At 72.7% G+C, this 19,200-nt stretch carries 22 protein-coding genes; 7 read left to right on the top strand and 15 right to left on the bottom strand.

The features are described 5' to 3' along the window. Positions 1 to 103 precede the first annotated feature (103 nt). Positions 104 to 1,624, top strand: a complete 1,521-nt coding sequence (locus UIS43_RS06860; protein WP_370012796.1) for an SMI1/KNR4 family protein — start codon at positions 104 to 106, stop codon at positions 1,622 to 1,624. A 282-nt stretch (positions 1,625 to 1,906) separates the two neighbouring features. Here UIS43_RS06860 and UIS43_RS06855 read toward each other — a convergent pair whose 3' ends face one another. From UIS43_RS06855 to UIS43_RS06840, 4 genes are all read right to left on the bottom strand, one after another. Next, positions 1,907 to 2,323, bottom strand: a complete 417-nt coding sequence (locus tag UIS43_RS06855; RefSeq protein ID WP_370012794.1) for a nuclear transport factor 2 family protein — start codon at positions 2,321 to 2,323, stop codon at positions 1,907 to 1,909. A 49-nt stretch (positions 2,324 to 2,372) separates the two neighbouring features. After that, on the bottom strand, positions 2,373 to 2,519 hold the full coding sequence (locus tag UIS43_RS06850; RefSeq protein WP_198048799.1) for a hypothetical protein: 147 nt from the start codon (positions 2,517 to 2,519) through the stop codon (positions 2,373 to 2,375). Positions 2,520 to 2,614: 95 nt separating this feature from the next. After that, positions 2,615 to 3,046, bottom strand: a complete 432-nt coding sequence (locus UIS43_RS06845) for an Rrf2 family transcriptional regulator (RefSeq protein WP_370012793.1) — start codon at positions 3,044 to 3,046, stop codon at positions 2,615 to 2,617. A gap of 167 nt (positions 3,047 to 3,213) precedes the next feature. After that, the gene (locus tag UIS43_RS06840; RefSeq protein WP_370012792.1) at positions 3,214 to 3,882 is read right to left on the bottom strand and encodes an SWIM zinc finger domain-containing protein; all 669 of its coding nucleotides are present in this window, start codon (positions 3,880 to 3,882) and stop codon (positions 3,214 to 3,216) included. A gap of 230 nt (positions 3,883 to 4,112) precedes the next feature. Between UIS43_RS06840 and UIS43_RS06835 the strand changes: the two genes are divergently transcribed. Then, positions 4,113 to 4,805: a DUF1028 domain-containing protein gene (locus UIS43_RS06835; RefSeq protein WP_370012791.1), complete on the top strand. Its 693-nt coding sequence runs from the start codon at positions 4,113 to 4,115 to the stop codon at positions 4,803 to 4,805. Between the two features lie 121 nt (positions 4,806 to 4,926). On the opposite strand, the gene UIS43_RS06830 is transcribed toward UIS43_RS06835, so the two are convergent. From UIS43_RS06830 to UIS43_RS06810, 5 genes are all read right to left on the bottom strand, one after another. Beyond that, positions 4,927 to 5,814, bottom strand: a complete 888-nt coding sequence (locus tag UIS43_RS06830) for an isocitrate lyase/phosphoenolpyruvate mutase family protein (protein WP_370012790.1) — start codon at positions 5,812 to 5,814, stop codon at positions 4,927 to 4,929. Positions 5,815 to 5,905: 91 nt separating this feature from the next. Further along, a complete protein-coding gene (locus tag UIS43_RS06825) occupies positions 5,906 to 6,229 on the bottom strand; it encodes an STAS domain-containing protein (protein WP_013153668.1) in 324 nt (107 codons plus the stop codon). Further along, positions 6,226 to 7,596: a PP2C family protein-serine/threonine phosphatase gene (locus UIS43_RS06820; RefSeq protein ID WP_013153667.1), complete on the bottom strand. Its 1,371-nt coding sequence runs from the start codon at positions 7,594 to 7,596 to the stop codon at positions 6,226 to 6,228. The genes UIS43_RS06825 and UIS43_RS06820 overlap by 4 nt, the downstream gene beginning before the upstream one ends. Continuing rightward, positions 7,593 to 8,405 (bottom strand): alpha/beta fold hydrolase, encoded by an 813-nt coding sequence (locus UIS43_RS06815; RefSeq protein WP_370012787.1) that lies wholly within the window; start codon positions 8,403 to 8,405, stop codon positions 7,593 to 7,595. Before UIS43_RS06815 ends, UIS43_RS06820 begins: the two co-directional genes overlap by 4 nt. 198 nt (positions 8,406 to 8,603) lie before the next feature. Further along, positions 8,604 to 9,830 (bottom strand): AI-2E family transporter, encoded by a 1,227-nt coding sequence (locus tag UIS43_RS06810; protein ID WP_013153665.1) that lies wholly within the window; start codon positions 9,828 to 9,830, stop codon positions 8,604 to 8,606. A 148-nt stretch (positions 9,831 to 9,978) separates the two neighbouring features. On the opposite strand from UIS43_RS06810, the gene UIS43_RS06805 reads away from it, so the two are divergent. Beyond that, a complete protein-coding gene (locus UIS43_RS06805; RefSeq protein WP_370012786.1) occupies positions 9,979 to 10,668 on the top strand; it encodes an SMI1/KNR4 family protein in 690 nt (229 codons plus the stop codon). A gap of 104 nt (positions 10,669 to 10,772) precedes the next feature. On the opposite strand, the gene UIS43_RS06800 is transcribed toward UIS43_RS06805, so the two are convergent. Next, entirely contained in the window at positions 10,773 to 11,267 is a 495-nt protein-coding gene (locus UIS43_RS06800) for a hypothetical protein (protein WP_013153663.1), read from the bottom strand. A gap of 202 nt (positions 11,268 to 11,469) precedes the next feature. Continuing rightward, the gene (locus UIS43_RS06795; protein ID WP_117198954.1) at positions 11,470 to 12,438 is read right to left on the bottom strand and encodes an NAD(P)-dependent alcohol dehydrogenase; all 969 of its coding nucleotides are present in this window, start codon (positions 12,436 to 12,438) and stop codon (positions 11,470 to 11,472) included. 326 nt (positions 12,439 to 12,764) lie between these two features. Between UIS43_RS06795 and UIS43_RS06790 the strand changes: the two genes are divergently transcribed. Then, the gene (locus UIS43_RS06790) at positions 12,765 to 14,063 is read left to right on the top strand and encodes a DUF5685 family protein (RefSeq protein WP_370012783.1); all 1,299 of its coding nucleotides are present in this window, start codon (positions 12,765 to 12,767) and stop codon (positions 14,061 to 14,063) included. A 219-nt stretch (positions 14,064 to 14,282) separates the two neighbouring features. On the opposite strand, the gene UIS43_RS06785 is transcribed toward UIS43_RS06790, so the two are convergent. Together UIS43_RS06785 and UIS43_RS06780 are read right to left on the bottom strand one after the other, a co-directional pair. Continuing rightward, on the bottom strand, positions 14,283 to 14,576 hold the full coding sequence (locus tag UIS43_RS06785) for a hypothetical protein (RefSeq protein ID WP_013153660.1): 294 nt from the start codon (positions 14,574 to 14,576) through the stop codon (positions 14,283 to 14,285). Positions 14,577 to 14,739: 163 nt separating this feature from the next. After that, on the bottom strand, positions 14,740 to 15,531 hold the full coding sequence (locus UIS43_RS06780) for an SDR family NAD(P)-dependent oxidoreductase (protein WP_013153659.1): 792 nt from the start codon (positions 15,529 to 15,531) through the stop codon (positions 14,740 to 14,742). A gap of 265 nt (positions 15,532 to 15,796) precedes the next feature. On the opposite strand from UIS43_RS06780, the gene UIS43_RS06775 reads away from it, so the two are divergent. Continuing rightward, positions 15,797 to 16,252: a hypothetical protein gene (locus tag UIS43_RS06775; protein WP_071622298.1), complete on the top strand. Its 456-nt coding sequence runs from the start codon at positions 15,797 to 15,799 to the stop codon at positions 16,250 to 16,252. Positions 16,253 to 16,357: 105 nt separating this feature from the next. On the opposite strand, the gene UIS43_RS06770 is transcribed toward UIS43_RS06775, so the two are convergent. Continuing rightward, positions 16,358 to 16,699: a hypothetical protein gene (locus tag UIS43_RS06770; RefSeq protein ID WP_013153657.1), complete on the bottom strand. Its 342-nt coding sequence runs from the start codon at positions 16,697 to 16,699 to the stop codon at positions 16,358 to 16,360. Positions 16,700 to 16,946: 247 nt separating this feature from the next. Between UIS43_RS06770 and UIS43_RS06765 the strand changes: the two genes are divergently transcribed. After that, positions 16,947 to 17,390, top strand: coding sequence for a hypothetical protein (locus tag UIS43_RS06765; RefSeq protein WP_013153656.1), 444 nt, complete (start codon positions 16,947 to 16,949; stop codon positions 17,388 to 17,390). Between the two features lie 89 nt (positions 17,391 to 17,479). On the opposite strand, the gene UIS43_RS06760 is transcribed toward UIS43_RS06765, so the two are convergent. Continuing rightward, positions 17,480 to 17,695: a hypothetical protein gene (locus UIS43_RS06760; protein ID WP_013153655.1), complete on the bottom strand. Its 216-nt coding sequence runs from the start codon at positions 17,693 to 17,695 to the stop codon at positions 17,480 to 17,482. A gap of 192 nt (positions 17,696 to 17,887) precedes the next feature. Here UIS43_RS06760 and UIS43_RS06755 point away from each other — a divergent pair, with 192 nt between their 5' ends. Further along, positions 17,888 to 19,138, top strand: a complete 1,251-nt coding sequence (locus tag UIS43_RS06755; RefSeq protein WP_370012781.1) for a tetratricopeptide repeat protein — start codon at positions 17,888 to 17,890, stop codon at positions 19,136 to 19,138. Positions 19,139 to 19,200: the final 62 nt, after the last annotated feature.

The following is a 19,200-nucleotide window of genomic DNA, read 5'->3' as shown; positions in this document are numbered from 1 at the left end:
ACCGGAACGTCGGTGGGCGCCCGTACCCTCCTTGCGGACGCGCGGGCGAGCGGCACCCGCCTCCCCTCCGACCGGCCCCCACCCCCTCACCGCTGGGAACCCGATGACCGGACACACGACCCCTCTGGCCTTCTCCACCGAGCGCCGACGCGTCGGCGCTCGGGAGTGGACGCGAACCCCCCGGCTCAGCGTCCTCATCGAACCGGGGGAGCCGGTCGCACCGGCCCGGATCGGCTGGCGCGACTGCGAGGGCGGCGAGGCCGTGGCCGTGTTCGACCCCCGTATGGACGCGTTCACCGGTACACGCGTCACCCTCGACGGGGTCCAGTACGAGTGGCGGGGGACCCGTCTGGACGAACCCCCCGAACGTCCCGGCCACCGGTTCCGGATCCAGGGCGGCGGCCGGGAGCTACGCCTGCTCGTCGAGGACGGAGGACCCCCGCTCGCGCGGGTCGACTGGGCCGACCGCGAGGGCGGAGGAGGCACGGTGCTGCTGCGCGCCGTCGAACTGGACCCGACCCAGAGCCTCGACGCGGAGGGCCTCACACGCATGGTGTGCTCGGTGCGGGCGGGAGACGAGTACACCGAGGTGGGCGATGTGGCCCTCAACCTGCTCGACTTCGCCGCCACGAAGTGGCGGTCACGGCGTCGCGCCGACCGGCTGGACTTCACCATGTCCGAACCCGTCACCGTCCGGCACTACGTGCTGGACTCCGCTGGCGACTCCCCCGACCGCGACCCCGCGGACTGGTCCCTGCTGGGGTCTTCGGACGGGCGGGAGTGGACCCTCCTCGACGCCCGGTCCGGTGAGTCCTTCCCCGCCCGCCGTCTGGCGCGCGACTTCACCGTCACCGGCCCCGGCGCGGACACGCCCTGGCGGTACCTGCGGCTGGAGGTCACCCGCAACGCGGGTGCGGACCAGACCCAGCTCAACCGGGTGCGTTTCTTCGCCGAGGACCGCGCCTACGAGGCCTTCCACGGGCTGCGCCACACGGCGCGGAGCGGTCCGGAAACGTTCATGGGCCTGGCGGTCGCCCCGGAGGGCGGGGACGCGCCCGCGCTGCCGGTGACCGTCGAGGAGTGGCGGACCTACCTCACCGAGTACAGCGCCGACATGCTGCGCGTCGCCGAGGCCGAAGGGGAGGAGGTGGGTGGGGAGGAGCGGACCTCGTCCTGGTTCGGCAACGAGGGCGCCCCGGAGGAGCGGATCGCGGCTGTGGAGGAGCGCCTGGGCCGTCGGCTGCCGCCGAGCTACCGCTCCTTCCTCGCCGCGTCCGACGGCTGGGGGAGGATGGGGGCGTTCGTCTACGGGATGAGCTCCACCGCCGAACTGGAGTGGGACAGCCTTGCGAACATGATCGGTCTGGACGAGGAGGACCTGGAGGACGAGGACGAGGGGCTGGTCGGCCCGCTGATGTGTGTGGCCTACGACACCGACGCCCAGTTCTGGTTCCTGGACGCGGGCGATGTCTCCCCGGACGGGGAGTGGGCGGCCTACATCTGGGCGAGCTGGTACCCCGGTCTGGGCGACCGGCACCGCTCCTTCGCCTCGCTCGTCCACGCCGAGCGCGTCTCCTTCGAGGAGCTCAACGCTGGCAAGGGGCGCCCCGTTCGGGTCCGGTGACGCGGAGGGACCGCTGGAGCCGGGGCGCCGTGAGGCGCTGGCCGGAAACGCGGACCTCGCGCTCACGGCCTTCGATCGGGCCAGGACCCGGGGGGCCAAGCTCCGCGCACGCGGAGGTGAACCGTGTCGTGATGTCCAGCGGGTAGTTGTCCGGCCCCAAGCTCCGCGCACGCGGAGGACCATGCGCAACGCCAACTCCCGGCTCAGGCACCGCCCACCGCCGTCATGGGGCCCTGACTGCCATGGCGGCGGTGGGCCATCAGGCCCCTGAGTGCTCTCCGCTCAGTCGGCGTTGAACGCCTTCTCGACAGTCAGCGTGTCCTCGTACAGGTGCATGCGGACGATCCGGTTGTCCTCGACCCTCAGGTGTATGGCCGCCGGTGTGGTGAACTCCTTCCCAGTGGCCGCGACGGTGTGCGTCCAAACCGCCAGCAGTACGACGTCGCCACCGTCGACGATGACGCGCTCCAGCACGACCTCGCTCTTACCGTGCACGAAGTGCGGCCACATCGTGGTGAAGTACGGCGCGACCTCCTCCCGGCGGGTACGGCGCCCGGCCCAGGAGAACGTGTCACTGCTGGGGACGTGCCAGTCGATCTCCTCGGCGAAGAGTTCCTGGATGCCGTCGGGGTCCTGCCTGCCGAGGCGCTCCACGAACTTCTCGGCCACGGTCCGCGAGGCCTGTGTGTCTGTTGTCATCGTCCTTGTCCTTCGTCTTTTCGTTCGTATGAGGCGTGCCGGTCGGGCCTCAGCACTGGAACAGGAAGTGTTTGCCGTTCAGCGCTCCGCCGAGCGGCATGAGCGCCCCGCCTTCGCGCAGCGTGCCGAGATCGACCGGCGCGAACCCGGATTCGGTCAGCAGCCGTGTGAAGCGGCCCTGGTGTCCAGCTGTCACACGGAACTCTCCGATCTCCTGATGTAACAATTTTGGTTACATCGTTGAGTGGGGGATGCGACCCCCCTTGCCCAGGGGGAGCCGACGGTCCCGGGTCAGGCGGCGTTCAAGACGTCCCGCAGTACGTCCTCCAGCGTGGTCTTGGCCAGCTCTCCGCGCAGGGCCGCCTCCACGCCGTCGTACACGGCGGTCATCGCCGGTCCGATGCCGTGGCCCACGACGCACTCGGTGTCCGGTGTCGCGGGATGCAGGGCGAAGACCGGTCCCGGTTCGATCGCCTGGTAGACGTCGAGCAGGGTGATCGCCGCCAGGTCCCGCGCGAGCATCCAGCCCGCCCCCGCCCCCCGCCGTGAATCGGCCAGGCCTGCCTTGTTCAGCTTGGCCAGCAGGCGGCGGATCACCACCGGGTTGGTGTTGACGCTCGTCGCGATCTGCTCGGAGGTGGCGACCTCGTGTCCGCGCCGCTGATACAGCCCGATCCATGTCAGGGCGTGCGCCGCGATGGTCAGCCTGCTGTTGGCGCTCACGTCGGACTCCGCCTCCCCCACCCCTCGGTTCTAGTCGTAACTATAAGGGTTACAACCACATGCGGCAAATTCTGCGGGGCTGGCCGAACCGACCTCGTCGGCTCGCCTGGAGCGTGTGCGGAATGGTTTCGGGCGGCCAGCACCAGACACGGCGCAGTCGTCCGCCCTTACCCGTGCAGGCGTTCCGACGCCGACAGGACCTCGCCGTCGGGGTCCTCCACCATCTCCTTCGCCTCACGGGTGAAGGAGAGCACCGCGTTGAACAGCTCCATGGCGTCCTCGGTCCGGCCGGAACGCTCCAGTTCCTGTACCGCGTCCACGGCGCTGTGTACCGCCCGGGCGTACTCGGCCGCCTGTTCGCAGGGAACCGGTTCGGTGACGTGCAGGGCGCCCTCGAACAGGGTCCGCAGCGCCTCGGGGCTCCCGGACGCCACCGCTGCCCGTGCCTCCAGGGCCAGGGTGAGCCCGGGGGAGCGGTCCGCCTCCTCCAGCAGCAGCTCCACCAACCGTTCGCGGTCCAGGGTGTGCAGGTAGGAGGAGACATCGGGTACGGAGGACGCGGTTCCGCCGTGCTCGCGTTCGTACAGGTGCACCAGCCCCACCGCGACCACGTGCTTGCAGCAGTCGCCCTCCTCGGCCCAGGGGCAGTCGCAGCGCCAGGAGAAGGCTCCCTCGGCGGTGAGCCGTACCCGGTAGCGCCGCTGTCCGCGGACGGTGGCGCGCACGGTCTTCGCGTCCCGGCGTAGCCCCGACACCCGTCCGAGGTGGTCCAGGCCGCGGTCGAAGGACTTTCTGCCAGCCAGTTCCAACAGCAGATCGCGGGAGAGCTCAGGCATGGGCCCAGTCAAGCGGAGCGGCACGGAAAGCGCCGGGGCGAAGTGGAAATCCCCGTTCGTCCGGGTCCCCGGTGTGGGCGAGGGCGTCCAGCGATGAGTTCCCGCACGGTAGCCTTCCCGTGGCCCGGACGAGCGCTCCGGCCCCGGCGGGAACGCCCCGGCGTCCGGCGCCGGAGCCCCACCGCACCGGCCGAGCGTCCGTTCGTCCGAAGACCCGAGAGCGAGACCGGTTGTACGCAGGCACCTTCTCCATCGTCGCCCACGACGTCGCCACCGGAACGTGCGGTGTCGCGGTCAGCAGCCGCTTCCCGGCGATCGGCGCGCTGTCGGTGTTCGCGCACGCGGAGGCGGGGGCGGTCGCCACACAGGCGCTGATCAACCCGCTGCTGGGCGCTGACGCCCTGGAGCTGCTGCGGTCCCACTCCGCCGAGGAGGTGCTGCGCCGGGTCCTGGACGCCGACCCCGACGCCGACTCGCGACAGGTCGCCGTGGTCGACCGCGAGGGACGCGCCGCCGCGCACACCGGCGCGCAGGCGCACCCGTGGTGCGGCCACAGGGTGGGGGACGGGTACGCGGTGGCGGGCAACATCCTGACCGGTGCCGACACGCTCGACGCGATGGCCGAGCGGTTCGAGGCCGGCGCCGGGGAGCGGATGGACCGGCGGCTGCTGGGCGCCCTGGAGGCGGGGCAGGCGGCCGGCGGCGACCGGCGCGGCAGACAGAGCGCCGCGCTGTACGTGCATACCGGCCACCCCTACCCCCACCTGGACCTGAGGGTGGACGAGCACCCCGACCCGGTGGCCGAGCTGCGCCGGATCCACGGGGTCGCCGAGCGGGAGCTGCTGCCGTTCGTGGAGGCCATGCCCACGCGCGCGCATCCCGCGGGCCGCTTCGAACGCCTGCTGGACACCGGCGACCGCTGAGCCCGCCGCCTGCGGCCACGATCTTCCACCGCCGTGGGAAGCGTGCCGACGGCCGACCGGGGCGGCAGCGGCGCGGCGCCCCGCAGCGGTGACGGGTTCAGGAGCGGCGGCCGTCTCCGGCTCATCCGTCCGCGGAGCCCCGGGCGAACCGCCACGCGAGGCCCTGCACCGCCCCGTAGTCCGGGACGCCCTCGGGGAGGGGAAGGCCCGACGCCACCGCCTCGGCCGCCGCCAGGGCCCCGTGCAGGGCGGCGCGGAAGAGCAGTGAACCGCAGCTCACGCGCCGCACGCCCAGGTCTGCGAGGACCCGCAGCGGCGGGCCGTCGGGGGAGTGGAGGATGTTGAGCGGCACACGCAGCGCGGCGGCCAGGGCGGCGATCTCCTCCTCGTCGCGCAGGTCGGGCACGAACACCCCGTCGGCTCCGGCCTCCTCGTAGGCGGCGGCCCGGTCGGCGGTCTGTTCCGCGTGGCCGGGCAGCCAGCGGGTGTCGGTGCGCGCGTTGAGGAACAGCGTCGGTGCCGCCTCCCTGACCGCGCGGATCACCGCCCGCTGGTGTCCGGTGTCGGCGAGCCCGCCGTCCGCGAGGCCGTCCTCCAGGTTGATTCCGGCGATCCCCGTCCGCTCCAGTTCGGCGGCCAGCGCGGCGACCCGTGCCGGTGACGCGCTGAAGCCGCCCTCGACGTCCACGCTGACCGGCACGTCCAGCCGGGACAGGCCGCGGGCGAGCCGTAGCGTCTCCTCGCGCGCGAGCCCTCGGGCGTCGGGCAGCCCGGCCGCCGCGGCCACACCCAGGCTGGTGGTCCCCACGGCGCGGAACCCCGCGGCGGCCAGGGCGGCGGCCGACGCGTGGTCCCAGGCGTTGGGCAGCAGCAGGGGAGCGCCCCGCAGGTGCAGGGCGCGGAAACGCTCGCCGGGGCTCTCCGGTTCTGTCGGGAGGTCGGTGCCGGAGGGCGGAGGCGGGCGGTCGTGGTCGGCGGATCCGCTGCCGGGTGCTGTTCGGGAAGCCATACGGCGACGCTAGGGCCGCGTCGTTTCGGTCGCCGCCGAAGCGACGGGACGGCACCGGCCGAACCCTGATGGCCGCAGATCCCGCCGCGGGTCAGGCGGTGCCGGGGTGGATGGTGAAGACCCGGTTCAGACCGACCATGCTCATGATGCGCAGGGTGTTGGCGGGGACGGCGAGCAGGGCTATGTCGGCCCCGGCCGCCAGGGCGTGCTGACGGGCGGCCAGCAGGGCGCTGATACCGCTGGAGTCGCAGAAGTCCAGGCCGGACAGGTCGATGGACAGGCACTGGCCGGACTCCAGGGCCAGGAGCCGGACCTCGTGGCGCAGGGTCGAGGCGTGGTCGTAGTCCAGCGAACCGGTCACGTCCAGGACGGGACCCGTCGCGCTGTCTCGGCGGGTGACGGTCAGGGTGCTCATCGTGGACCGCTCATCGTGTGGTGTCCGGTTCCGGACGGGGCGGTGGAGGGCGGGGCGGGGACGCCGAGCGCGAGGAGGGCGGTGTCGTCCTCCAAGCCCTCGCCGAAACCCTCCAGCAGTTCGGCCAGCGCGTCGACGACGCCGTGGGCCGTGGAGGGGGCGTGCCGCGCGACGAAGGAGAGCAGGGCCTCCTCGCCGTACATCGTGTCGGGTCCGGCGCCGGTGCGGGCCTCGGTCAGGCCGTCGGTGTAGAGCACGAAGGTGTCGCCGGGGGCGAGGGCGGTCTCGACGGTGGCGAAGTGGGCGTCGGGCAGCACGCCGACGAGCATCCCGCCGGGGGCGAACAGGAACTCGGCCCGGCCGTCCCCGCGCAGGGCCAGCGCCGGGGGGTGGCCGCCGAAGGCCAGGCGGGCACGGACGTGCCCGGCGTCGCCGTCGGGTTCGAGGACGCCGAAGACGGCGGTGCAGTAGCGGGGGTCGCCGTTGTCGGCGTAGCGCTCCAGGAGGGCGGTGTTCAGCGTGCCCAGGGCGTCCGCGGGTTCGGACGAGTGCAGGGCGGTGGTGCGCAGGACGTAACGGGCCTGGGAGGTCAGGGTCGCGGCCTCGGGCCCCTTGCCGCTCACGTCGCCGAGGAAGAACGCCCAGCACCCGTCACCGAGCGGGAAGAGGTCGTAGAAGTCGCCGCCCAGCCGGTAGGGGGAGGCGGTGTGGTAGTAGGCGGCGGCCTCCATGCCCGGAACGTCGGGCAGGGTGTCGGGCAGCAGGGCCCTCTGGAGGATGACGAGCGCCTCTCCCAGGCGCGCCCGGTCCGCCTCGGCCCGCCGGTGCGCCTCCTCGGCCTCGGCGCGGGCCCGTTCGGCCTCCTCGCGGGCCCGTTCTGCCTCGGCGCGGGCCTGCTCCGCCTCCCTGCGGCGGCGCAGCAGCTCCTCCTCGTAGGAGCGGCGGTCGGTGGCGTCGAAGACGGTGGTGCGGACCAGCAGCGGCTGGCCCCCGCCGTCGCGCTTGACGGTGGAGGAGACCAGCACGGGAAGGCGGCCGCCGTCGGAGGCCCGCATCTCCAGGGCGATGCCGTTGACCTCGCCCCGCAGGTGCAGCAGGGGCGCGAAGTGCGTCTCGTGGTAGAGCCTGCCGCCCACGGTGAGCAGGTCGGTGAAGCGCATGCGGCCCACCACGGCGGCGCGCTCCAGGCCGAGCCACCTCAGCAGCGTCGCGTTGATCCTGGCGACCGTGCCGTCCATGAGCGTGGACAGGTAGCCGCACGGCGCGGACTCGTAGAGTTCCTCGGCGCTGTCCTCCAGCAGCGCGCTGAGGGCCGCGTCGGTGGCGGAGCCGTTGCCGGCCCCGGGAGGCCCCGTCTCCCCGCTCATCCGGCGTCCCGGAGGGACTCCAGGAACTCCAGCAGCGCCGCCGCGGTGGCCCGCGGCGCGCTCAGCTGCGGGCAGTGGCCGGTGGCGTCCAGGGTGACCAGCGTGGAGGAGGGGATCGCGGCGTGGACGAAGGCGCCCACCTCGGGCGGGGCGATGGCGTCCTGGGTGCACTCCAGGACCAGGGTGGGGACCTCCACGCCCTTCAGGTCCTCGCGGTTGTCGGACAGGAAGGTGGTGCGGGCGAAGACCCGGGCGATGTCGGGGTCGGCGGCGCAGAAGCTGGTGGTCAGCTCCTGTCCCAGTTCGGGCCGCTCGGGGTTGCCCATGATCACCGGTGCCATCGCCGACGACCAGCCCAGGTAGTTCGACTCCAGCGAGGCCAGCAGTTCGTCGATGTCGGCCGCGGTGAAGCCGCCTCGGTAGCCCTCGTCGTCGATGTAGCGGGGGGAGGGGGTCACCATCGCCAGCGCCCGGATCCGCTCCGGCAGCGCCCGCGCGGCCAGGACGCCGACCATGGCGCTGACCGAGTGCCCCACGAACACCGCCCGTTCCAGGTCGAGGGCCTCGCAGACCTCGGCCGCGTCCTGGGCGTAGCCCTCCAGGGAGGAGTACCTGTCCTCGCTCCAGGCGGAGGCGTCCGACCCCCCGGAGCCGACGTAGTCGAACAGCACCACCCGGTACCGCTCGGCCAGGGCCGGGACGACCAGGCGCCACAAGTTCTGGTCACAGCCGAACCCGTGGGCCAGCACGACCGTCGGCCCGTCGGCCGCACCGGTGACGGTGACGTTGTTCCTGCGCAGGATGTCCATGTCGACCGCCCTTTTCCTCACGCCGGCCCGTACCAGAACGGTACTCGATCCCATGGGGTGTTTCCGGTGCCGAAACGGACGTGTCCGTCATCTCCTCAGGCGGTACGGACAGGGACGGCCGGGTCGGAGTGGCCCGGTTTCCCCCGGTTTTTCCGGATCACGGCCCCGCGTCGGCCCGGACGCCCGGGGAACGGGCGGTCACGGTCCCTCCCCGCCCTCCCGCTCCCGCGGACCGGGGGGACGCGCGTCGCCCCCGTCGCCCTCGGAGACCGGGGCCACCGGATCCGGGGAGGGTTTCCCGCCCTTCCCGTCCTCCTCGGCGTCGGAGAGCAGGGGGTGCTCGGCCACCTCGTAGCGCCGGATGTAGGTCCCCAGGAACGCCTGCATGCTCGCGCCCATCGGCAGCGCGAGCAGCGCGCCGGGCGCCCCCAGGATGGCCACGCCCGCCAGGACCGAGCCGAACGCCACCGCCGGGTGCATGTCCAGGGTCCTGGCGGTGATGCGCGGCTGGAGCAGGTAGTTCTCGAACTGCTGGTAGACGACGATGAACACCAGCACCCACACGGCGGGCCAGATGCCCTCCATCAGCGCCACGAGCACCGGGACGACCCCGCCGATGTAGGTGCCCACGGTGGGGATGAACTGCGACAGCACGCCCACCCACAGCGCCAGGGCGAACGCGAAGGGGATGTCCAGCGCGACCAGCACCACGTAGTGCGCGCCCGAGCAGACCAGGGCCAGCAGCGCACGGGAGTAGAGGTAACCGCCCGTCTTGGTGATCGCGATCTCCCAGGCCCGCAGCACCTCGCGCTGGGTGCGCGGCGGCAGGACCGAGCAGATCACGCGGCGGAAGCGCGGGCCGTCGGCGCACAGGTAGAAGGTGAAGAGCGCGATCGTCAGCGCGTTGAACAGCAGCGCCAGGACGGTCGTCCCGGCGCCCCAGACGTTGTTGGCGATACCGGAGGCGTACTGCTCGATCAGCCCGCTGGCGCTGGAGATCTCGTTGAGCAGGGTGGTGGGGGAGTAGGAGGTGTCGAACGTGGTGTTGACCCAGGCCAGCGCGGCGCGGATCATCGCGGGGATCTCGGAGACGAAGGCCAGGATCTGGCCGACCAGCATCGACCCGAGCAGACTGAGGAACACCACGGTCAGCGCCAGTACCAGCAGCATCACCAGCCCGGTGGCGGGCCCGCGCGGCCAGCGGTGCCGGTGGAGCCAGTTGACCGCCGGTTCCAGCGCCAGGGCGAGGAACAGCGAGATCAGCAGCAGCATGATGAGGCTCTGCAACCGGACGAACAGCCACAGGGTGAGGCCGAACGCGGTGACCAGCCACAGGGCCAGCAGCATGGCCCGGGGGAGCCAGCGCGGCATGCCGCCGCCGCGGTCGGGGCGCGCGGACCCGGGCGGTGTGGTGCTCGTGTGCAAGCCGGTTCTTCCTCACTGTGTGCGGCCGCGCGACGGGGCTCCCGCGGCGTGCCGGGACGGTTGCGGCCCCACCGGACGATAGCGCCTCCCGGCCGCCTCTCCGTCCCGTCGCCGCCGCACTGTCGGCGGGGCTTCCTACGATGCCGCCATGGACACGAGTACGGATGTGTGGGCGGGAGTCCGCGAACGGGTGCGGGAACTGGCGCGGGCGCCCGGTGCCCGGGAGGTCTTCGGTGCCGGTTCCCACCGCTTCGCACTGCTGGAACCGCTGACCCCGGAGGAACTGGCCGAGGCGGAGGGGCAGCTGGGCATCCGCCTGCCGACGGGGTACCGGGAGTTCCTGCTCAGGGTGGGCGCCGGCGGAGCGGGGCCCGCACACGGTGTCTTCCCCCTGGTCAGAGGGGTGGACGGTCGGTGGCGGTGGCACGGCGACGGCGCGGACCTGGTCGCCCCGGCGCGGCTGGCGGAGCCGTTCCCGTCCACCGGTCCCGACCCGCGGTCCCTGGCCGCCCTGCGGGCCGAGGAGCCCGTCGAGGAGGACTTCGGGGACGGTGAGGAGTTCGACCGGGTCTACGAGGCCTGGGACGCGCGCATGGCTGACCTGCTGTGGGCCGAGGAACGTACCGTCGGCGCGCTGTGCCTGTGCCACCTGGGCTGCGCGCTGCGGCAGTGGCTGGTCGTGACCGGCCCCGAGGTCGGGCGGATGTGGAGCGACGGCCGTGTCGACGACGAAGACCTCACGCCGCTCACCGGCGGGGACGGCGCGCCCCTGACCTTCACGGACTGGTACCTGGGGTGGCTGGAGGAGGCCTCCCGGGCCGTGGCGGTCCGGTCCTGACCAGGGCCCGGTGCGCCGCCCGTCCTCACGGGCGGCGCTCTCCCCGGGCGGCGCTCTCCCCGGGCGGCGCTCTCCCCGGGCGGGGCCGGGCGCCGCCGACCGCCTCAGGCGGACGGGGCCGTGCCGGAGGGCGGCGGCGTCCTGGGCATCGGCGGGGTCGGCCGGTCGCGCCGGGCGCTGTGCCCGACCGCCCGCGGTTCGCGGCCCTCGGCGGCGCAGCTCAGGATCTCCCTCGCGGCGAGCCGTCCCGCGACCTGGAAACTCCGGACGTTGGAGTCGGTCCAGTGCCACACGGCGTCGCGCAGCACCACCCGGGCCGCGAAGGCGGGGAGGCCCTCCTCCCGTTCCCGCCACGCCTCGCGCGCGCCCTCCGCGAACGCCTCGGCGAACTCCCGCGGAAGCGGTTCCCCGGTGTACCGGCAGGTGGGGGGAAGGTCGTCGACGAACGCGAAGTCCCCGGAGGCCTCCTCCGGCAGGGGCTCGGCGTCGACCCAGACCATGGCGAAGGAGCCGGGGCACGCGGACTGTTCGACGTGGCGGACGTAGACGCCGGTGACCGGTCGCGGCAGCGGGGGCGGGCGCTCGTGGTCGGTGGACACGTGTCTCTCCTGACGACGGGGATCACAGTGTCCCTCCGCGCGGCCGCTCCGCACCACCTTTTCGCGGGCGTGGTCGAGGTACCCCGCGCCTTCGCGGGAGGTACGGCGGGCACGCCGGTGCGCCGAGGAGTGGTGTGCGTGCCGCCCGCGCGAACGGGCGGCACGCTCACGGACCACGGAGAACCGGAGGCGGCCGCAGGCCTCAGGCCCGCGGTCCGAGCACGCGCACCACCACCTTGCCCCGGATCCCTCCGGCCTCCAGCGCCCGGTGGGCCTCGGCGATCTCGGCCAGGGGAAGGACCCTGTCCACGACGGGGCGCACGGCTCCGGACTCGGTCAGGCGGGTCAGCTCGGCGAACAGCTCGTGCCCGGGGTCGCCGCTGAACGCGCGGATCCGGCGCGGGCCGAAGACGGCCGAGGCGGCGACGTAGGAGAGCGACGCGAGCACGCGCTCGATGTCGAAGGTGATCGTGACCATGCGCCCGTTCCGGGTCAGCCGCCTGCGGTAGGCGCCCATCCCGGTCCCCACCGTGTCCAGGACGACGTCGAACGGCGGCAGGTCCTCCGGTTCGGTGCTCGCGTAGTCGAAGGCCTCGTCGGCGCCCAGCTCCCGCACGAGGTCCAGGTTCCCGGCCCCGGCCAGCGCGGTGACGTGGGCGCCGTAGGCCCGGCCGAGCTGGACGGCGACGCTGCCCACCCCGCCGCTCGCGCCCCGCACCAGCAGCCTCTCGCCCGGGGCGAGGCGGGCCTTGTCCCGCAGCGCGGTCACGGCCGTCGTGCCGACGCCGGGCAGGGCAGCGGCCTCGACCAGGTCGATCCCGGCCGGTGCCGGGGCCAGCTGCCGGGGCGCGACGGCCACGAACTCGGCCGCGCTGCCGAACGTTCTGGGCAGCGCGCCCCACACCCGGTCCCCCGGCGCGTACCCGGAGACGCCGGAACCCGTCTCGACCACCTCGCCCGCGAAGTCGATCCCGGTCCGCTTCGGAAAGCCCCTCCCGGCCAGCCCGGTCACCGGGCGCGCCCTGCCCGCACGGCCCAGCAGCTCGCCGCCGTTCACGCTGGCGGCGTGCACGCGCACCAGCACCTTCCCCGGACCGGCGCCGGGCTTGGCGACCGTGCCCTCGTACAGCACCTCCGGGCCGCCGTACCGGTCGTACAGGGCCGCGCGCATCTGACTCACTGTTCTGGTCCCCCTTGTCAGCCGCCGCACGTCGGGTCCGTGCGGGGTCCTCGTCGTGCACGCTACGGCCTAAACGGACGCCATTCTCCACTTAGGGCCGATGTGAGAGACAGTGCCGTTCGTTCGTCTCGGATCGCCCCGCCGGACCGCCGCGGTCCCCGGCGACCGGAGTCCGGTCGCGCGAACGGGGACCGTGCCGCCGAAGCCGTGCCGAAGGTGTCGGAACGGCCGGAACCTCCCGCGCGGCTCGGGCATCGAACCCCGGTGTTCAGCACAGTCCGCCACCGCCGTGGCGTCGGAAGACGAGGTGTCAGCACGTGTTCGGAATCCTGCGTCCCTGTCGGCACACGTTGTCCGACGGGCTGGCCGAGGAGTGGATGTCGCACATGTGCGGGCTGTGCCTGGCACTGCGCGACGACCACGGCCAGGCGTCCCGGATCGCCACCAACTACGACGGCCTGGTGGTGTCGGTCCTGGCCGCGGCGCAGTCCGAGGAGTGCGCGGGCACGCGCCGGGCGGGCCGCTGCCCCCTGCGCGGCATGCGCGGGGCCGAGGTCGCCGACGGCTCCGGCGCGCGCCTGGCGGCGGCGGTGTCGCTGATGCTGGCCTCGGCCAAGATCGCCGACCACATCGAGGACGGCGACGGCCCCTACGCCCGCCGCGGCGTGCGCGCGCTCGCCGGACGGGTGGCCGAGCGCTGGCGGCGCGACGCGCGCGAGGCGGGCGCCGGGCTCGGGTTCGACGGCGCGGGGCTGGTCGCGGTGGTCGACCGGCAGCGGGAGGCCGAGTCCTCGGCGGGACCGGGCACCGACGTCCTGGCGGTGACCCGGCCGACCGAGGAGGCCACCGGCGAGGCGTTCGCGCACACCGCCGTCCTGGCGGGGCGGCCCGCCAATGCCGAACCCCTGCGCGAGGCGGGACGCCTGTTCGGCCGCGTCGCCCACCTGCTGGACGCGGTGGAGGACCGTGAGGAGGACGGGCGCAAGGGTGCCTGGAACCCACTCACGGCCACCGGCACCGGGCTCGACCGGGCCCGTGAACTGTGCGACGACGCCGTCCTGGGTGTGCGGCTGGCGTTGGAGGAGGCCGGGTTCGTCGACGACCGCCTGGTCCGCGCGCTTCTGGTGGTGGAACTGCGCCGGGCCGTCGACCGCGTCTTCGCCCAGGGCGGATATCCGCACCCGGGTCAGCACCACAACCATCAGTCCCACCATCAGTCCCACCGCCAGGCCCACCACCAGAACCCCCACCAGGCCCACCACCAGCAGCCGCCCCACCAGTGGGGAGGTGACGGGCACGGGGCTCACGGCGGTCGCCACGGCGGCGGGCGCGGGGGAGGCTCCGGCGGTGAGGGTTCCGGTTCGGGCGGGGCGCGGAAGAGGAGCGGCTGCTGCGACTCCTGTTCGTGCGACACCCCCGAACTCCGGCACCCGCCCAAGCAGCGGGGCGTCCTGGCGGGTTGCGCGGTGGCGCTGTTCATGTGCGGAACATGCCAATTCTGCTGTCGCGATCCCCACCCCGGGCCGTGGTCGGGCAAACCGCGGAACTCCTGGTGTGAAGCCTGCGAGTGCTGCAACTGCTGTAATTGCTGTGAGTGCTGCAACTGTTGCGACTGACGCTCAGGCCGTCCGGGACGGGGAACCGGGGGTGACTCCTCCGGTCAGGCGCGGCACCGGACGGGGACGGCGAGCCGGGGACGGTCTCCGCAGGGAGGCGGGCCGCAGGGCGCGGGGACGGCCCTCCCCGGAGGCGCGTTCACCACACGGGTGCGGCGGCTCCGGGAGGGTCTCCTCGGGACGCGCGTCACCGGACGAGGGGGCGGACCTGCCGCCCCTTCAGTCCTCCCAGTCGTTCCACTCCTCCAGCTCCTCCCGCTGGGCCCGCTCCCACCGCTCCAGGGCCTCCCGTTCCCGGGTGAGGCGCTTCTGCACCGTGGCGATCTCGGGGCCGAGGATCGTGTTCCTGAAACCCCAGTGGATCTCCTCGGCGGTCAGCAGCTCGATGCTGTCCGCCGCCCAGCGGCGGCCGGGGACGGCGCCGGGGTTGCAGCGCAGGGTCCAGCCGGGGTTTGTCCGCTGGAACTCCTGGAGCACGGCGTCGAAGGTGCGGGGTTCGGTGTGTTCGGGCATGGCCTCACCTGGGGGCGATCCGGGAACCGTGCTGCGGAAGCGGGTCGTGCGGCTGGCACCCAGCACACTAGACCCGCGCCGCCTCCCCGTCAGGTGTTTCGCGGAATCCGTTCGCGGGTGTGGAGGACCCTCGGGGGGGGGGTTCCCGTTTCGGCCGCGCCGGTCAGCGCAGGTACGAGGCGCCGTTGACGTCCAGGACGGCGCCGGAGGACCACACCGCCTCGGGCGAGGCCAGGTAGCGCACGGCCGCGGCGACCTCCTCGGGGGAGGCCACGCGCCCGAAGGGGCTGTCGGCGCGCACCCGGTCGGTGAGGCGGTCGGCCACGCGTTCGGTCTCCACGAACCCGGGCGCCACGGAGGCCACGGTGATGCCGTGCGGGGCCAGGGCGACGGCCAGCGACTGGCCCAGGGAGTGCAGCGCGGCCTTGCTCGCGCCGTAGGCCGGGTGGTCGGGCTCGCCCCGGTAGGCGCCCCGCGATCCGACGTTGACGATGCGGCCGCGCACCCCGTGGTCGATCATGTGCCGTGCGGCCAGGTAGCTGGTGTTGGCGGCGCCGAGCACGTTCACGTCCAGGGTGGTCCGCCAGGCCCGCTGCCACTGCTCGTAGGAGGTCGTGGCCAGGGGGTGGGCGGTGTTGACCGCGGCGTTGTTGACCAGGACGTCGAGCCCGCCCAGGCGGGCGACCGCCCGCCCGACCAGGTCGGCGGCCGCGTCGGGGTCGGCGATGTCGGCCCGGAGGAGGACGTGCCCCTCGCCGGGGAGCCCGGCCAGGGTGGCCTCGGCCTCGGCGCGGCGGGTCGCGTAGTGCACGGCGACCCGGTCGCCCAGCTCCGCGAACGCGGTGGCCACGGCCCGGCCGATGCCCCGGGCGGCACCGGTGACCAGGACGGCGCGGCCCGCCCGGCTCCGGCGGGGGTCGTGGCGGCCGGGCTGGGAGAGGTCATCCGATGGCATGCGGGGCACTCTAGCCCCTCGCCCGGCCGTGCGCGGATTCCGGCGCCGCGAAGTCCACGGCCCTTGCCGGACTCGACCCCCGCGCGCCGGTCACGCGTCCTGTCACCGGGGGTTCGGGGACACCTGGACCATTCAGGGGCGGTTCCGGTGGAGGCCGGTGAAGGTCGGGAACCGGGGGCCGAGCGTCGCTTGGGCCGGCTGCGAACGGATATGGCGGCGCGTAGCAGCTTCCTATGCGGCGGATCGGCCTGGAAGAATCTGGGGCATGTCTGAGGCGGAAGCGGTTCTGATCGCCGCGGTCATCGCGGCCGTGGCCTCGGTATTCGTGGCCTTGTCGGCGCGCAAAGCCCAGCGGGATCAGGTTCTTCGGGAGTCGCGCCGAGATTTGTTCACAAGCTTCGTGCTGGCGGCCAAGGAGTGTCAGAGGATTCAAGAGGGCGTTTACACGGACAGCCGGTACCGGGAAGAGCGTGACGCTATCGAGAAACTGGAGGACCTGTATTCTCGTATGGCGATCGAGGCCCCGGGAAGCGAGGAAATCCTGCTCATGGCAAGATGCCTCATCGAACACTTTGAAGAAATCAGCTCAGTCGCGATGCGTTACGAAAGAGAGCGCGACCCCGTATGGCGGACGCGGCTGCGCGATGAGGCTCGCGACCTGAGGGAAACCATGGGTCAGATGCAACGGGCAGTGCATAAAGAACTGCATCGCAAGGGGTAGTCCGGCCTCGGTCTTCACCGGGTCGACGGGAAGGGCGTCAACGCTGCCGCCTGGCCGCCCGCCACGCCGTCGGGGCCGCCGCCCCTGGCTCCCCGCCGCCGTATCTCAGACGCCGAGCAGACTGCCCAGCCACTCCTGGGGAGCCGCACGGTAGATCCTCTCGGAGTGCTCCCGCCGGTCGGCCCCGGCCGGGATCGGGAACACCATGAACAGGGAGCCCTGGTCGACGATGACCTGTGCGTTCCTGATCGTCGGATGGGGGAAGCGCGTGTCGGAGGGGTGCCCGAACACCGCCGAGCCGTGGTGGGCCCACGACAGCGCTTCATCGTAGGACGGATATGTGGTCTGGAAGCCGCGCCACCTCAGCGCCCCGGCATGGCGGTCCTCCCCCTCCACGATAGCCCTGACCTCCAGAATCCCCCAGACCTCGCGCTTCTCACCGCTCACAGTCCGGACCCCCTTTCCCCGCGCACCGGATGAGCCGGACGAGAACGTGACCGCCTCGGAGCTCTTTCTGCTAGTGACCGCAAAAGCTGTCGTACCAAGACCTTGACGCTGTTCTACTGTGCCGCGCTGTTCCTGTCACGCCTGACCCTGAACCGCACCGTGGCCGCTTCCGGACACCTGGGCCGCTTCCCTCCTGCGCGGGGAAACGCCGCGACATGATGTATCGGCGAGTGCGAGGAGGGGATCAGTGCCACCGGAGATCATGGCGGCGCACCGCGTGCTGTTGGACTGCCTGTTCCGCGGCGGGCGCATCGAGGACCACCGGGCGGACATGGAGACCGCGGGCGCGGCCTTTATGGGTGTTCTGTCCGCTTTCTTTAGGAATGTTATGGAGTATGCGTTCAGCGGCCATGAGCCGGGCATCCAGGTCCGCGAATACCTGGAGGACCTCAAACGCTGCTACCCCTACGCCCTGGACTCGCTGGAACCGGTCCGCACGGCGGTTTTCGTCCTGGAGCAGATCGGGCCCGAAGCGCCGCCCCCGGGGCAGTCCTACCTGTTGACGGGGCCGAACCTGGTCGGCGACATGGCCACGCTCGCCCTGTACACCGCGAAGCAGGAGGGGCTGTCGGAGGAGCAGTTGGAGATGTACCTCTTCGGCGCCACCGCACGCTACATGCAGGGGATGTGACGGGGCCGGTCGCGTCCTCCTCGGCCCCCCGGCAGTGGTGGCGCCCGGGTTCCTCGGGCGCCGCCGGTGCCCGAGGAGCCCGTCGGCGGTCACGGGCGCGGTTCCCCGTCGCCGCAGCGCCGGTGCTGGGGGCGCAGCAGGCGCAGGACCTGACGGGCGCGGCGCCGGCGGCGGGTGTCGCGGGACCACACCGCCGGTACGACGACCAGGACCACGAGCAGCAGGAGCGGCCAGCTGTCGGCCGTCCCCAGGAGTGCGACCGTCAGGTCCACGACGGCCGTGTCGGAAACGGAGAGCAGGGGCATCGGGTTCCTCCACCGGGGGGTGAGCGAATCGGGATGCGATCAGCTTGAACCGGGCCCGGGGCGGTATTGACAAGGCAGTACACGAGCGGCCAAGAGCTGACAATCATTGACAGCGGAAGACGCCGTAAGGCCTCTGGTGGCAGGATGTCTGGCAGTTTCTGTCATGGACCGCACCGATCCGGAAGGACTGGCGTGCCCCGGCCCTGGAAGCGTCCCGATCTGCCCCCGGGTGGGCTCGACGAGCTCAACCGCGCGCTGCATGAGTTGCACCACCGGGCCGGCTGGCCCTCCTCCCGACAGATCCAGCGCGCCCTGGACGCCAAGGGGGTGCCCATGTCCCACACCAAGGTTCACGACACCCTCACCAAGCCGGACCTGCCGCCCAAGGGCGCGGTCGAGATGATCACCGAGGTCCTGGCGGAGGCGGTCCGCGGCGCCGACGTCGACACCGAGGTCGAGCGCCTCCTGGACCTGTGGCAGGACGCCTCCGACGGCACCCTGTCCTCTTCTTCCGCGGCGCACGGCGAACCCCGGGCCGAAGCACCGCCCCCGGCGCTCCGGCCTCCGACCGGCGGCGGACAGGGCGGGGACGAGCAGGCCTACGAGTGGGGAGACGTGCCGCGGGAGTGGAGGGACAGGGCCGAGGCCGGTGAACCCGACGCCATGATCAGCATCGGCCTCAGGTTCGGGGTCTGGGGCGAGAAGGACAAGGCGGAGACCTGGTACCGCCGTGCCGTCGAGGCGGGCAGTACCCGGGCCATGGACAACCTCGGGAGCCTGTTGGAGGACCGGGGCGACCTGGGGGAGGCCGAGGGGTGGTTCCGCCGCGCCGCCGAGGACGGTCACACCGATGCCATGAACAACCTCGGGAGCCTGCTGGAGGACCGGGGCGAGCTGGACGAGGCCGAGGGGTGGTTCCGCCGCGCGGTCGAGGACGGTCACACCGATGCCATGAACAACCTCGGTGTCCTGCTGCGGGGACAGGGTGAGCTGGACGAGGCCGAGGGGTGGTTCCGCCGTGCCGCCGAGGACGGACACCTCCAGGCCATGAACGACCTCGGCGTCCTGTTGCGGGGACGGGGGCGGCTCGACGAAGCCGAATCCTGGTTCCGCAACGCCGCCGGCAAGAACGGCAACGCGCACGCCATGTACAACCTCGGGTCCCTGTTGGAGGACCGGGGCGAGCTCGGCGGGGCCGATGTGTGGTACCGGCGCGCCGCCAAGAACGGCAACACCCAGGCCATGTACAACCTCGCGTTTCTGCTTCACCGAGAGGGGGACAAGGACGAGGCCGAGACCTGGTACCGCCGTGCCGCTGAGTTCGGCCACACCGCCGCCATGTACAACCTCGGCGTGCTGCTCCAGGGGCGGGGCAGGCCCGGGGAGGCCCAGGGGTGGTGGCAGCGGGCGTTGGCCGCGACGGGTCGGCGCCGCGGGCGCTGAACCCGCGGACGCCGAATCCGGGGGCCGCCCGGTGGCCTCGCCATGGGCCCGGGCCGGTCCCG

It is taken from the genome of Nocardiopsis sp. LDBS0036 (assembly GCF_041228755.1).
GTDB lineage: Bacteria > Actinomycetota > Actinomycetes > Streptosporangiales > Streptosporangiaceae > Nocardiopsis > Nocardiopsis dassonvillei.
This window is presented reverse-complemented; position numbering and strand designations above follow the sequence as displayed.